General features: G+C 72.1%; 13 protein-coding genes. 11 read left to right on the forward strand and 2 right to left on the reverse strand.

The window, feature by feature from the left end; translation table 11 throughout:
* The 4 genes from D8M35_RS12730 to D8M35_RS12745 form a co-directional block, all read left to right on the forward strand.
* A partial coding sequence (locus D8M35_RS12730; RefSeq protein WP_126892194.1) for a GNAT family N-acetyltransferase occupies nucleotides 1-2,266 on the forward strand: 2,266 nt, incomplete at its 5' end.
* A gap of 84 nt (nucleotides 2,267-2,350) precedes the next feature.
* Nucleotides 2,351-2,824, forward strand: a complete 474-nt coding sequence (locus tag D8M35_RS12735; RefSeq protein ID WP_126892195.1) for a CrcB family protein — start codon at nucleotides 2,351-2,353, stop codon at nucleotides 2,822-2,824.
* A complete protein-coding gene (gene crcB / locus D8M35_RS12740; protein ID WP_126892196.1) occupies nucleotides 2,821-3,210 on the forward strand; it encodes a fluoride efflux transporter CrcB in 390 nt (129 codons plus the stop codon). Before D8M35_RS12735 ends, crcB begins: the two co-directional genes overlap by 4 nt.
* Complete coding sequence (locus tag D8M35_RS12745) at nucleotides 3,207-3,812, forward strand: histidine phosphatase family protein (RefSeq protein WP_126892197.1); 606 nt, start codon at nucleotides 3,207-3,209, stop codon at nucleotides 3,810-3,812. The genes crcB and D8M35_RS12745 overlap by 4 nt, the downstream gene beginning before the upstream one ends.
* 265 nt (nucleotides 3,813-4,077) lie before the next feature.
* Here the strand turns inward: D8M35_RS12745 and D8M35_RS12750 are convergent, their stop codons facing one another.
* Complete coding sequence (locus tag D8M35_RS12750) at nucleotides 4,078-5,145, reverse strand: FUSC family protein (protein WP_126892198.1); 1,068 nt, start codon at nucleotides 5,143-5,145, stop codon at nucleotides 4,078-4,080.
* Nucleotides 5,146-5,349: 204 nt separating this feature from the next.
* Here D8M35_RS12750 and leuC point away from each other — a divergent pair, with 204 nt between their 5' ends.
* The 6 genes from leuC (at nucleotide 5,350) to D8M35_RS12780 (ending at nucleotide 11,894) form a co-directional block, all read left to right on the forward strand.
* Nucleotides 5,350-6,819 (forward strand): 3-isopropylmalate dehydratase large subunit, encoded by a 1,470-nt coding sequence (gene leuC, locus D8M35_RS12755; protein ID WP_126892199.1) that lies wholly within the window; start codon nucleotides 5,350-5,352, stop codon nucleotides 6,817-6,819.
* Entirely contained in the window at nucleotides 6,819-7,415 is a 597-nt protein-coding gene (gene leuD, locus D8M35_RS12760; protein ID WP_126892200.1) for a 3-isopropylmalate dehydratase small subunit, read from the forward strand. Before leuC ends, leuD begins: the two co-directional genes overlap by 1 nt.
* On the forward strand, nucleotides 7,415-8,782 hold the full coding sequence (gene murA, locus D8M35_RS12765; protein ID WP_126892201.1) for a UDP-N-acetylglucosamine 1-carboxyvinyltransferase: 1,368 nt from the start codon (nucleotides 7,415-7,417) through the stop codon (nucleotides 8,780-8,782). The genes leuD and murA overlap by 1 nt, the downstream gene beginning before the upstream one ends.
* A gap of 4 nt (nucleotides 8,783-8,786) precedes the next feature.
* A complete protein-coding gene (locus D8M35_RS12770; protein ID WP_238638226.1) occupies nucleotides 8,787-9,659 on the forward strand; it encodes a 1-acyl-sn-glycerol-3-phosphate acyltransferase in 873 nt (290 codons plus the stop codon).
* 91 nt (nucleotides 9,660-9,750) lie between these two features.
* A complete protein-coding gene (locus D8M35_RS12775) occupies nucleotides 9,751-10,764 on the forward strand; it encodes an NAD(P)H-dependent glycerol-3-phosphate dehydrogenase (protein ID WP_126892205.1) in 1,014 nt (337 codons plus the stop codon).
* A gap of 32 nt (nucleotides 10,765-10,796) precedes the next feature.
* The gene (locus D8M35_RS12780) at nucleotides 10,797-11,894 is read left to right on the forward strand and encodes a D-alanine--D-alanine ligase family protein (RefSeq protein WP_126892202.1); all 1,098 of its coding nucleotides are present in this window, start codon (nucleotides 10,797-10,799) and stop codon (nucleotides 11,892-11,894) included.
* A gap of 29 nt (nucleotides 11,895-11,923) precedes the next feature.
* Here D8M35_RS12780 and D8M35_RS12785 read toward each other — a convergent pair whose 3' ends face one another.
* On the reverse strand, nucleotides 11,924-12,409 hold the full coding sequence (locus tag D8M35_RS12785) for a DUF3515 family protein (RefSeq protein ID WP_126892203.1): 486 nt from the start codon (nucleotides 12,407-12,409) through the stop codon (nucleotides 11,924-11,926).
* A gap of 34 nt (nucleotides 12,410-12,443) precedes the next feature.
* Between D8M35_RS12785 and D8M35_RS12790 the strand changes: the two genes are divergently transcribed.
* Nucleotides 12,444-12,969: thiamine-monophosphate kinase (locus tag D8M35_RS12790; RefSeq protein WP_174234748.1), on the forward strand; the 526-nt coding region annotated here is incomplete at its 3' end.

Consider the following 12,969-nt stretch of genomic DNA (forward strand, 5'->3'; position numbering starts at 1 on the left):
TGACGGCGACGCCGCCGTCGTGCAGTCGTGGCTCGCCCACCCGGCGTCCTCGTGGTGGGCGATGCCCGACCACGACGTCGACGCCGTCCGGTCGTACCTGCGGTCCGTGCACGACGACCCCGCGCAGGCGGGCTGGGTGCTGCGGCGGGACGGCGAGCCGATCGCGTACGCCGAGACGTACGACCCGGCGGTGGTGCTGCTCACCGACGTGTGGGACGCCCAGCCCGACGACGTCGGCATGCACCTGCTCGTGGCACCACCGCCGGCGGCGGGTGGCCGCGTGCACGGACTGACGAGCGCCGTGATGCGGGCCGTGGTCGAGCACTGCCGTGACGCCCTCGGTGCGCGGCGGGTCGTCGTCGAACCGGACGTCCGCAACACGGCGGTGCAGCGGAAGAACGCCGAGGTGGGCTTCCGCGCGCTCCGCGTGGTCGACGTCGACGGCAAGCGTGCGCTGCTGTCGGTCCTCGACACCGCGCGGATCGGGGAGCCCGACGACGACGGTCCTGCGGCACACCTGCGACCGGAGCACCTGGGACCGGCCGAGCGGCACCTCGTGGCCAAGGCGATCGCCGAGTTCACCCACGAGCGGTTGGCCACCCCGCGATCCGACGGCCCCGGGTGGGTGCTCGACGCGGGGGACTCGACCTACCGGTTCCGTGCACGGGTGCACACGCTCGAGCACTGGGTCGTCGACGAGGCCTCGATCACCCGCACCCGTGCAGGCCGTCCGGCGCCGCTCGACGCGCAGGACCTCGTGCTCGCGCTGCACGAGCAGCTCGGGATCCCGGACGCACTGCTCGGCACCTACCTGGAGGAGATCGCGTCGACGCTCGCCAGCGCCGCGGCCAAGCACCGGCGCGGTGGCCCCTCCGCCGCGCAGCTCGCCCGCGGACGGTCGGACGGTGACGTCGTCGCGGGGTTCCAGGACGCCGAGGCCTCGATGACCGAGGGGCACCCGGCGTTCGTCGCGGCGAACGGGCGGATCGGGTTCGGGCTCGACGAGTACCGCGCGTACGCTCCCGAGTCGGGTGGCCGGTTCCGGTACCGGTGGCTCGCCGCCCGGCGGGAGCACACCCACCTGGCGCTCGCCGCGGACCGGACCGAGGAGCAGCACTGGGACGCCGAACTCGACGCGGCGACGGTCTCGCGCTTCCACGAGGTGCTCAGCCGACGCGGCCTCGACCCCGCGGAGTACACGTGGTTCCCGGTGCACCCGTGGCAGTGGCAGCACCGGATCGCGGTCACGTTCGCTCCGGACCTCGGGCGGCAGGACCTCGTCGATCTCGGGGAGGGCCCCGACGACCACCAGCCGCAGCAGTCGATCCGCACCGCCTTCAACCGTTCGCACCCGCAGCGGTCGTACGTGAAGACGGCGCTCGCCGTGCAGAACATGGGGTTCCTGCGCGGGATGTCTCCCGCGTACATGCGGACCGCGCCCGCGGTGAACGACTGGGTCGCGGGACTCGTCGAGGCCGACCCGGTCCTGGCCGACGCCGGCTTCGGGGTGCTGCGCGAGCACGCGGCGATCGGGTACACCGGGGACGTCTGGCACCGGATCGGGTCGGTGCCCGCGCAGCAGGGCGCACCGCAGCGGAAGATGCTCGCGGCGCTCTGGCGGGAGAGCCCGGTGCCGCGCCTGCAGCCGGGGGAGCGGCCGATCACGATGGCGGCGCTGCTCCACCGGGACGCGCGGGGGCGGTCGGTGGCTGCTGCGCTCGTCGCGGAGTCGGGGCTCGACGCCGCGTCGTGGGTCGAGCGGTACCTCGACGCGTACCTCCGCCCCGTCGTGCACTGCCTCACCGAGCACCAGCTGCTGTTCATGCCGCACGGCGAGAACCTCGTGCTCGTGCTGCGCGACGGAGCGGTGTCCCGCGTGTTCATGAAGGACATCGGGGAGGAGGTCGTGGTCGTCGGGGACGTCCCGGTGCCCGCCGGGATCGAGCGGATCGTGCACCCGGTCGACGACGACGAGGCGGCGCTCGGCGTCTTCACCGACGTGTTCGACGGGGTGCTCCGGTACCTCGCGGCGATCCTCGACGACGACGGGGTCCTGCCGAGCGGTGTGTTCTGGCGGCTCGTCGGCTCCTGCGTGGACGGCGCCGCGGCGGGACGGGCGCGACCGATCGACCTCCGGGCGCCGGACTTCGAGCACTCGTGTCTGAACCGACTGCAGCTGCGGAACACCCTGCAGATGGTCGACCTGTCGGCGCAGACCGACTCGCTCATCCGGGCCGGGCGCATGCCGAACCCGATCGCACGCTGAGGGTCCGTTCACACGAGCGCGCAGGGACCGGTCCCGTGGGCAGCGAACGCGCTCCCGCGGGTCCGGTCGTGCCAGGCTGGCCGGGTGACCACCCACGCTGACCGGCCCCCACACCTGCGCTGGCGTTACCTCGGGCTCGTCGCGCTCGGCGGCGCGATCGGCACCGGCGTCCGTGCGGCGCTCGCTGCCGCGCTCCCCGCCGTGGACGGCATCAGCTGGACGATCCTCGCCATCAACGTCGTCGGGGCGTTCTGCCTCGGGCTGCTCCTCGAGTCGCTGGCGCACGCGGGGCCGGACACCGGTCGGCGTCGGGCGCTCCGGCTGTTCGTCGGGACGGGGATCCTCGGCGGCTTCACCACGTACTCGACCCTCGCCGACGACACGGCCCGCCTGCTCGACGTCGGCCGGTGGGGAGCCGGCAGCGGGTACGCGCTGCTCTCGGTCGTGCTCGGGCTCGTCGCCGCGGCGGCGGGAGCGTGGGTTGCCGGTGCCCGTCGTTCCCGGACCGTCCGTCGCTCCCGCACCGCCCGGCGCTCCTGGACCGGGGACTCGCGGTGAGCGCGCTCGACCTGCTGCTGGTCTCCCTCGGCGGGGGCGTCGGTGCGGCGCTGCGGTTCTGGCTCGACGGACTCGTGAAGGGCCGGATCGGCGGCACCGTGCTCGGCGGCTTCCCGCTCGGCACGCTCGTCATCAACGTCACCGGGTCGCTCGTCCTCGGACTGATCACCGGTGCCGGTGAGTCGGGTGCGCTGCCGTTGCCGGTGGTCGCGGTGCTCGGGACGGGCATGATGGGCGGGTACACGACGTTCTCGACGGCGAGCGTCGAGACCGTGCAGCTCCTCCGATCCGGCAAGACCCGGACCGCCGTCCTGAACGGCCTCGGGATGCTCGTCGTCTCGGTCGGCGCAGCCGCGCTCGGCCTGCTCATCGGAAGGAACACATGACCTCGGAACGACCCGGCGAACTCGTCCTCGTCCGCCACGGAGAGACGGAGTGGTCGAAGAGCGGACAGCACACCGGCCGCACGGACATCCCGCTCACCGAGAACGGCATCGAGCAGGCGAAGCGCGCCGGCCGGTACCTCGCCGACCGCACCTTCGCGCTCGCGCTCTCGAGCCCGCTGCAGCGTGCGCGGGACACCGCTGAACAGGTCCTCGTCGACCCCGAGCTCGACGAGGACCTGTACGAGTGGGACTACGGCGCCTACGAGGGCCTGACCACCCCGCAGATCAAGGTCAAGCGGCACGGGCCGTGGGACCTCTGGACCGACGGGGTCCCGGCGGGCGACACCCCGGGCGAGAACGCCGCCGAGGTCCGGGTCCGCGTCGAGCGTGTCCTGAACCGCGTCCGGCCGGTGCTCGCCGAGGGGGACGACGCGATCGTGGTCGCGCACGGACACGTGCTCCGCGCCCTCGGCGCCGCGTGGATCCGCCTGGCTCCGCAGGACGGCGCCGTGCTGAAGCTCGGTACCGCGACGGTGAGCTCGCTCGGCTACGAGCACGGCCGCCCGGTCATCGACTCCTGGAACGTCGCGCCGCGCGACTGACGCCCGCTGGTGCGGCGTGCTTCCGCACAACGCGGGGCACTTCGTGCCACGTGGTTCCGTGGCGCGACGTGCTCGCAGTTGTGCGCGTTGCTGGCGACCCGGTTGCGGTCGGGAGGCGCGGTGCGGGCTGGCTCCGCGCCTCCCGTCCGGCGGCTGCCCGCTGGTGCGACGTGCTCCCGCACCACTGGGGGCACGTCGCGCCACGTGATCCCGCGGCGCGACGTGCTCGCAGTTGTGCGCGCGCCAGAGCGCTCCGCGCCCCGCGTCAGACGGTGCGGATCGCGCTCGTCGCGCCGAGCGCCCGGCCGCGCCGGCGCTCGATCGCCCGGCCGACGCCCAGCAGGGCGACGCTCACGAGCGCGCCGAGCAGCGTCTGCGCGATGCGGTCCACCGCCAGGAGCTCCGGGGCCTCGGGCACGCTCAGCCAGGAGACCGCGAGCGCGAGGGGCGTGAGGAAGAGCAGCGTCACGGCGTAGTGCCGCGCAACGAAGATCTCGGCGAAGAACTGGCCGACCACGGCGATCACCACGATCCACCACACCGAGGGCTCGAGCAGCAGGATGCCGACGGCGACGACGGTGCCGCCGATCGTGCCGACGAACCGCTGCACCGCGCGGACCACGGTGTGCCGCTGTCGGATCGCCGGCAGCGTGGACACCAGTGCGATGACCGCCCAGTACGGGTGTCCGAGCCAGGGGATCGTCTCGGCGACTGCTCCGGCGACGACGGCGCCCACCACGTTGAGCCCGACGGTCTCCCACAGCGCCGCACTGCGCAGGATCGCGAACGACCGGTGCTTCCGCGGTGCGATCGGGCGGAACACATGGGGCGCTCGCGGGTGCAGGACGAGTCGGATCAGCGCGCCGGACATCGCGACGAGCCACGCCCAGGCGATCGAGCCGACGATGATCGTCGCGACGAGGGGCAGGTCGGCGGGACGGACGGGCACGAGCGCCGAGACGCAGAACGCGAACACCGGGAAGATCGGCTGGGCCGGGATGGTCTGCAGGGTGCTCAGCGTGCAGACCGCGACCACCAGGACGACCACGAGCCCGACCCCCTGCAGCCACAGCGGTGCCCCCGACAGCGAGACCGCGAGGCCGGCGAACATGCACGCTGCCTGCAGGGCGCCGGCGACACCGGTGGTCACCATCCGCTGCCGGTACGGCTCGGTCGCACCGAAGATCGCGGTGAAGCCGGCGAACATCGCGAAGGCCGCGTAGCCGGGCATGCCCAGGGCGATCAGCAGCGCGAGCGGTGCGCCGCCGGCGATCGCGGCACGGGCCGCGCCCTCGAGGTTGGTGGTCCGGGTCGAGTGCGCAGCTGTCGTCATGTCGTTCCCATCCTCCCACCGCGACGGGTGTCGCGGAGACGGCACGTCGCGTGGGACGCACGCCCGTCCCGGACGGGAGGCGCGTGGCGGCGCGGACCCGCGCCTCCCGTCCGTCGCGACCCGCGTTGGTATACCAACCTGCTAGACTCGCCGGACCGAGCCGCGAGAGCGGTACCGCAACGTCGATGAGGAAGGGCCGAGCCGATGGGAAAGACGCTCGCCGAGAAGGTGTGGGACGACCACGTCGTGGTCAAGGGCGAGGACGGGACCCCGGACCTCCTCTACATCGACCTCCACCTCGTGCACGAGGTGACGAGCCCGCAGGCGTTCGACGGCCTCCGCCAGGCCGGCCGCCCGGTGCGTCGCCTCGACCTGACGATCGCGACCGAGGACCACAACACCCCGACCCTCGCGATCGACCGGCCCATCGCCGACCCGACGAGCCGCACCCAGATCGAGACCCTGCGCCGCAACTGCGCCGAGTTCGGTGTTCGCCTGCACTCGCTCGGCGACAAGGAGCAGGGGATCGTCCACGTGGTCGGCCCGCAGCTCGGCCTGACCATGCCGGGCATCACGGTCGTGTGCGGTGACTCGCACACGTCGACCCACGGTGCGTTCGGCGCGATGGCGTTCGGCATCGGCACGAGCGAGGTCGAGCACGTCCTCGCCACCCAGACCCTGCCGCTCAAGCCGTTCAAGACGATGGCGATCACCGTCGAGGGCACGTTGCGCCCGGGCGTCACGGCGAAGGACATCATCCTCGCGGTGATCGCGAAGATCGGCACCGGCGGTGGGCAGGGCTACGTGCTCGAGTACCGCGGCTCCGCGATCCGTGCGCTCTCGATGGAGGGCCGCATGACCATCTGCAACATGTCGATCGAGGCCGGTGCGCGCGCCGGCATGGTCGCCCCCGACCAGACGACCTACGACTACGTGCAGGGCCGCGACCACGCGCCGACCGGCGAGGACTGGGACGACGCCGTCGCCTACTGGGACACGCTGGCGACCGACGACGACGCGGTCTTCGACGCCGAGGTATTCATCGACGCCGACGAGCTCGAGCCCTTCGTCACCTGGGGGACCAACCCCGGTCAGGGCGTGTCGCTGTCGGAGACGGTCCCGGACCCCGCGAGCTACAGCGACCCCAACGACCAGGCCGCCGCGCGGCGTGCGCTGGAGTACATGGACCTCGAGGCCGGCACGCCCATGAAGGACATCGCGGTCGACGCGGTCTTCATGGGGTCCTGCACGAACTCGCGCATCGAGGACCTCCGCGCCTTCGCGTCGGTCATCCGGGGGCGGAAGAAGGCCGACGGCGTGCGGGTCATGGTCGTGCCGGGGTCCGCCAGGGTCCGGCTCGAGGCCGAGGCCGAGGGGCTGGACAGGGTGTTCACCGACTTCGGCGCGGAGTGGCGGTTCGCCGGCTGCTCCATGTGCCTCGGCATGAACCCCGACCAGCTCGCACCGGGGGAGCGCTGCGCCAGCACCTCGAACCGCAACTTCGAGGGCCGCCAGGGCAAGGGTGGACGGACGCACCTGGTCTCGCCGCTCGTCGCCGCGGCGACCGCCGTGCGCGGGACGCTGTCGAGCCCGTGGGACCTGGAGACCGACGATGCGATCGCATCGGTGACCGACGACGCCGCGACGGCAGCGACCGCTGAAGGAGCCAACTGATGGACGAGATCACCACCGTCACCGGGATCGCCGCGCCGCTCAAGCGCTCGAACGTCGACACCGACCAGATCATCCCCGCGGTCTACCTCAAGCGCGTCACGAAGACCGGATTCGAGGACGCCCTGTTCGCCGGGTGGCGCCAGGACCCCGAGTTCGTGCTCAACCAGCCCGCGTACCAGGGGGCGCAGGTGCTCGTCGCCGGACCGGACTTCGGCACCGGGTCGAGCCGTGAGCACGCGGTCTGGGCGCTCCGCGACTTCGGGTTCCGTGTCGTGGTGTCGAGTCGTTTCGCGGACATCTTCAAGGGCAACGCGGGAAAGCAGGGCCTGGTCACCGCGATCGTGACCGAACCGGAAGTCGAGGCGCTCTGGGCCGAGATCGAGCGGCAGCCGGGGGTGCAGGCGACCGTCGACCTGGTCACGCAGCGCGTGTCGCTCGGCGCGGTGGACGTGGCCTTCGAGATCGACGCCTACACTCGTTGGCGGTTGATGGAAGGGCTCGACGACATCGGGCTCACCCTCCGTGACGAGTCCTCGATCACGGAGTTCGAATCCCGCCGCTCCCGATGGCGGCCGAAGACATTGCCGGTGAAGTAGTGAACTCCCTCGTACAGGACGCAGCAGCAGCAGGGGCCCGCGTCGGCCTCAAGTCGGACGAGATCGTCATCCGGGGCGGCAAGCCGCTCGTGGGACGCATCGAGGTCCGTGGCGCGAAGAACCTCGCGACCAAGGCGATGGTCGCCTCGCTGCTCGGCGACACCCCGTCGATCCTCAAGGACGTCCCGGACATCTCCGACGTGAAGGTCGTCCGCGGCCTGCTCGAGGTGCACGGCGTGCGGATCACGGACCCTGCACGAGGCGAGCTCATCCTCGACCCGTCGAACGTCGAGTCGGCGCACTTCGCCGAGATCGACGCGCACGCCGGCTCGAGCCGCATCCCGATCCTGTTCTGCGGTCCGCTGCTGCACAAGCTCGGCGAGGCCTTCATCCCCGACCTCGGCGGCTGCCGCATCGGCGACCGTCCGATCGACTTCCACCTCGACGCCCTGCGCGCGATGGGGGCAGTGGTCGACAAGCAGCTCAACGGCATCCACCTGACGGCTCCGAACGGTCTCAAGGGCGCCGAGATCGAGCTGCCGTACCCGAGCGTCGGCGCGACCGAGCAGGTCCTGCTCTCGTCGGTGCTGGCCGAGGGCGTCACCGAGCTGCGCAACGCGGCGATCGAGCCCGAGATCATGGACCTCATCGCGATCCTGCAGAAGATGGGCGCGATCGTCACGGTCGAGCCGAGCCGCACCATCTTCATCGAGGGCGTCGAGTCGCTCCGCGGCTACACGCACCGCGCGATCAACGACCGCAACGAGGCCGCCAGCTGGGCCTCCGCCGCGCTCGCCACCAACGGCGACATCTTCGTCGAGGGTGCGGACCAGCAGGACCTCATGACGTTCCTCAACGTCTTCCGCAAGGTCGGCGGCGGGTTCGACATCCAGGAGGACGGCATCCGCTTCTACCGCGAGCGCGAGACCCTGCGCCCGGTCGTCGTCGAGACCGACGTCCACCCCGGCTTCATGACGGACTGGCAGCAGCCGCTCGTCGTCGCCCTGACCCAGGCCGAGGGCACGAGCGTCGTGCACGAGACCGTCTACGAGAACCGGTTCGGCTTCACCGACGCCCTGAACGAGATGGGTGCCGACATCGTGGTGCACAAGGAGGGCCTCCCGGGCCACGACCGCCGTGTCGCCCGCCGGCCGTTCGAGCAGGCCGCGGTCATCACCGGCCCGACGACGCTGCACGCGGCGAACGTCCGCGTCCCCGACCTGCGCGGCGGCTTCAGTCACCTCATCGCGGCCCTGACGGCCGAGGGCGAGTCGCACATCACGAACGTCGGCATCATCAGCCGCGGCTACGAGCACTTCATCCCGAAGCTGCGCAAGCTCGGCGCCGACTTCGACTTCGCGGGCTAGGCACGTGGCTGGCACGACGGGCAGCGGCGTGACGGGCGGCGGCGCGGCCGGCGGCGACGACGGCGGCACGGGTGACGGCCTGGAGGCGCGGCGCGCGTCCGCCTCGGACGTCACCACGGGCCTCCCGAACCCGGGGCGGCGGTGGCGGCGCGGCGAGCTGAACACCGCCTTCCGCATCACCGCCTCCGTGGTGATCCCGGTCTTTCGGTTCACGGCCCGGTACCACTGGCACGGACCGAAGCGCCTGCCCGAGGGCGGCGCCTTCGTGCTCGCCCCGAACCACTTCACGAACATCGACCCGCTCGTGGTCGGCACGGCCGTCTGGCTGTCCCGCCGGGCGCCGCGGTTCCTCGCGAAGGCGTCGATCTTCCGCGTCCCGGTCGTCGGCAAGCTCATGGCCGGCATGGGTCAGATCCCCGTCGAGCGCTCCGGGCGGACGCGACTGAACGACCCGCTCGGTGGCGGCAAGTCCGTCATCGAGCAGGGCGGCGCGATCATCGTCTACCCCGAGGGCACGCTCACCCGCGACCCCGACCTCTGGCCGATGCGCGGGAAGACCGGCGCGGTGCGGATCGCGCTCGAGAACGACGTCCCGCTCATCCCGATGGCCCACTGGGGCACCCAGCGGATCATGGCGCGGTACGCGAAGAAGCTGCGTCTGTTCCCGCCGTCGCGCGTCGACGTGATCGTCGGTGACCCCGTCGACCTGTCGGCGTTCCGCGGCAGGCCGCTCGACCAGAAGACCCTGCTCGAGGCCACCGACCTCCTCATGCAGCGCATCACCGAGCTGCTCGAGGAGCTCCGTGGCGAGCAGGCACCGGCGACCCGGTGGGACCCCGCCGCGAACAACCAGAAGGAGACCGGCAAGTTTGAGTGACGAGCGCCCGGGCCTGCGCCCGCACGACGACCACCCGGACCCCGCCGTCGCCGCCCCCGGGGCCGTCGACACCGCGGCCATCCGCGTGGTCATGCAGTCCACCGACAAGCCGCGTGTCGCCGTGATCGGTGCCGGCAGCTGGGGCACCACCTTCGCGAAGGTGCTCGCCGAGGGCGGCGCCGACACGGTCGTCTGGGCCCGTCGGCCCGAGGTCGCGCGGGAGATCACCGAGACGAAGCGGAACTCCGACTACCTGCCCGGCATCAACCTGCCCCGCACGCTGACCGCGTCGACCTCGATGTCCGCCGTGCTCGACGGCGCCGAGCAGGTCTACGTGTCGGTGCCGTCCCAGACGCTCCGCTCGAACCTCGCCGCGATCGCGCCGCTGCTGCCCGAGGGCGTCCCGGTCGTCAGCCTGATGAAGGGCGTCGAGAAGGCGACGGGCAAGCGGATGAGCGAGGTCCTGCACGAGGGCCTCGGCATCGACCGGGACCGGATCGCCGTCGCCAGCGGACCGAACCTGGCGCTCGAGATCGCCCGCCGACAGCCGACCGCCGCGGTCGTGTCGTCGACGTCGCTCGAGACCGCCATCGCCGTGGCCGCGGTGGCCACGAACCCGTACTTCCGTTCGTTCACGAACACCGACGTCATCGGCACGGAGTTCGGCGGCGTGCTGAAGAACCTCATCGCGGTGGCGATCGGCATCGTCGACGGTGTCGGCTACGGCGAGAACACCAAGGCGTCGATCATCACCCGCGGCCTCGCGGAGATGACGCACTTCGCGGTGTCGCTCGGTGCGCAGCCGTCGACGCTGTCCGGGCTCGCGGGACTCGGTGACCTGATCGCGACCTGCCAGTCACCGCTGTCGCGGAACAACACGGCGGGTCGGCTGCTCGGACAGGGGTACCGCTTCGACGAGGTGGTCCGTCAGATGAACCAGACCGCCGAGGGACTGGCGTCGGTCGCCCCGATCCTCGAGCTGGCGGCGGCGAACGGCGTCGACATGCCCATCGTCGGCCAGGTGGCCGAGGTCCTCGCCGGTAGGCTCGACCCGCGCAACATCGCGCCGCACCTCACCGAGACCGACGAGCCCCAGGGCGAGTGACCGGTCCGCTCCCGACCCCCGAGGGGACTCCCATGCCCACGATCGCTCCCGCCCCCACGACCGTCGCCGTGCTGTTCGGTGGACGGTCCAGCGAGCACGAGATCAGCTGCGTGACGGCCGGCGGCATCATGGACGTCGTCGACCGGTCGGCCTACGCGGTCGTGCCGATCGGCATCACGAAGGACGGCGCGTTCACCCTCCAGTCCGACGACCCCGCGCAGTGGGCGCTCCGCGACGGGGCACTGCCCGTCGTGCCGGACAACGGCACCCGCGTGGCGTTCCCGACGTCTCCCGCGACGAACGAGCTCGTCATCTCGCACCCGGACGGGGCGGTCACGACGATCGCGGTCGACGTGGTGTTCCCGATCCTGCACGGACCGTTCGGTGAGGACGGCACGGTGCAGGGGCTCCTCGAGGTCGCCGGGCTGCCCTACGTGGGCGACGGCGTCCTGGCGAGCGCGCTGGCGATGGACAAGCACACCGCGAAGGCCGTGCTCGAGCACGCCGGGCTCCGGGTCGCCCCTTGGACGACCGTCCTGCGTCGGCAGTGGACCGCCGACCCCGACGCCGTCGCCGACTCCGTCGCGGTGCACGGCTGGCCGCTCTTCGTGAAGCCCGCCCGCGCCGGCTCGAGCATGGGGGTCTCGCGGGTCGACGAGCCGGCGGAGCTCGCCGCCGCGATGGACCTGGCGTTCGAGCACGACGCGAAGGTGATCGTCGAGCCGCGCGTGGTCGGCCGCGAGGTCGAGGTCGCGGTGCTCGAGGGTCGCGACGGTGTCCCGCGCACGAGCCTGCCGGGCGAGATCGTCGTCGCCGAGGACGGCTTCTACGACTTCGCGTCGAAGTACCTGGGTGGCGACGAGGCGCTCCTCTGCCCCGCGCCCCTGACCGACGACGAGACCGCGGCGATCCGCTCCGTCGGTGCCCGTGCCTTCGAGGCGATCGGCGGCGCCGGACTGGCGCGCGTCGACTGCTTCCTGACCGACGACGGCTTCGTGGTCAACGAGGTCAACACCATGCCGGGGTTCACCCCGCTGTCGATGTACCCGCGCTGCTGGGCGGCGTCCGGGGTCTCCTACGGCGAGCTGGTCACCGAGCTCATCGAGCTGGGACGCGTCGCCGTCCGCTGACGACCGGCGCCGTGCGGGACGTCGAGGGGTCAGCCCTGCACGTCCGAGGGGTCGAGACAGCGGTGTCCGTCCTCCGGCAGGATCGACACGACGTCCGACAGGTCCTGCACGACCTGGTTCGTCGTCTTCGCCGAGTCGATGACGACCTGCACCGCGGGGGAGCGGCCGAACGTCGTGTAGACGACCTGCTCGCCGCGGTCGTCGCGGATCCAGTCGACGCCGCCCTGGCTGAAGCACGGCAGGTCGGAGACCGTCGGCACCGCGACACCGCAGTGGTACAACGCAGCGGCCGGGTCGCCCCACGCGGCGGTCGACTGCGCGTTCGTCTCGCGCAAGGGCAGGTCGTTCCCGACGGTGGCGGGGAGCCGGACCTGCACGGCGGCGCACGCTGCGCTGTCCGCCGACGGCGCGGGAGCCATCGACACGGCGTTCGTGCACCCGGTCAGCCCGGCGGCGAGTGCCACGGCGACGCCCGCGATCGCGGTCCAGCGGAGGGGTCGGCGCACGGTGTCCATCGACGTCCAGGCTACCGTTGCGGACGTGGACGAGATGGACGACGCCTGGGCAGGACCGACCGTGGGACAGGTGGGGGAGCTCGCCGTCCTCGACCGGATCGTCCGCCGGCTGCCCGCGGGCGCGCCGGTGCTCGGCCCCGGCGACGACTGCGCGGTGGTCGCGGCGCCGGACGGCCGGTTCGTCGTCACGACGGACATGATGGTGCACGGGCCGGACTTCCGGTGGGCGTGGTCGACGCCGGCCGACGTCGGGTGGAAGGCCGCAGCGACGAACCTGTCCGACGTCGCCGCGATGGGCGCGACGCCGAGCGGGCTCGTGATCGCCCTCGCCGCACCGCAGGACACCCCGGTCGCGGTGCTCGAGTCCTTCGCGGACGGGGTGCGTGCCGCGGTGGACGCCCTCGCGCCGGGCTGCGGCGTGGTCGGCGGGGACCTGTCGACCTTGGCCACCTTCACGGTCTCGGTGACGGCGGTCAGATCGGAAGACAGTCGGGTAGGGATAGAGTGTGCCCCTATGTGTAACTCTGTGTGCTGCCTAGATAGTTCACTCGGAATAGTGT

The organism is Curtobacterium sp. HSID17257 (assembly GCF_003989515.1).
Lineage (GTDB): Bacteria > Actinomycetota > Actinomycetes > Actinomycetales > Microbacteriaceae > Curtobacterium.